Annotated in this window: 1 pseudogene; it reads right to left on the reverse strand. The window is 53.9% G+C overall.

Annotated elements, in window-relative coordinates:
- Nucleotides 1-416: pseudogene (locus ACUY2T_RS10270) on the reverse strand (transposase); the annotation flags it as partial.
- Nucleotides 417-631: the final 215 nt, after the last annotated feature.

A 631-nucleotide genomic window follows, 5' to 3' on the forward strand; every position in this document is an offset into this window, starting at 1 on the left:
GAAGAACGTCGACCGTGGGATACCTGCTGCCTCTAGGAGGTGCTCCAAGCGGTGGTGCGACTTGAGGATGACGATCGCCTGGACTTTCAGGCGTGTCCCTGGTTCCTCAAGTCCCGCAATTTTTTTAAGTACGCGTTTTCCGCTTCCAACCGTGCGATCTGACGGCGCAGCTTGTCTTCTTCTGTAAGCCGCTTCGGTGCAGCCGAGCCTTTGGGTCTGCCCTTCGGCTTCGGTTTCAACGCCTCATCGCCGCCTTTGCGCCATTTCCAGGACCAATCTTTGACGAGCTGGTCTGACGACAGGCCAAACTCACGCGCAAGATCCATCATTGTCTCGCCGGCAAGGTGACGTTGGACAACTTCCTTCTTGATGTCGAACGAATACTGCTGCTTAATCGGTTTCTCCACAAGACATAGCCTGCCATGCAGCTTAAACCGCCGATAGAGTTTGCGCGTCACATCTCTCGAAACTCCAACCACCTTCGCAGCAGCTTGGCTCCCCATGCCCTGCTCGAAACACTCCACTAACTGCTCGCGCTGATATTCACTTAGCGAACTTCGTGCTCTCAATGAAAACTACTCCCCACTAGTCGGTAACTGATTTCTCAGTCCAACTAATGGGGAGCAGTTCA

It is taken from the genome of Corynebacterium sp. 22-2729, from assembly GCF_053479475.1.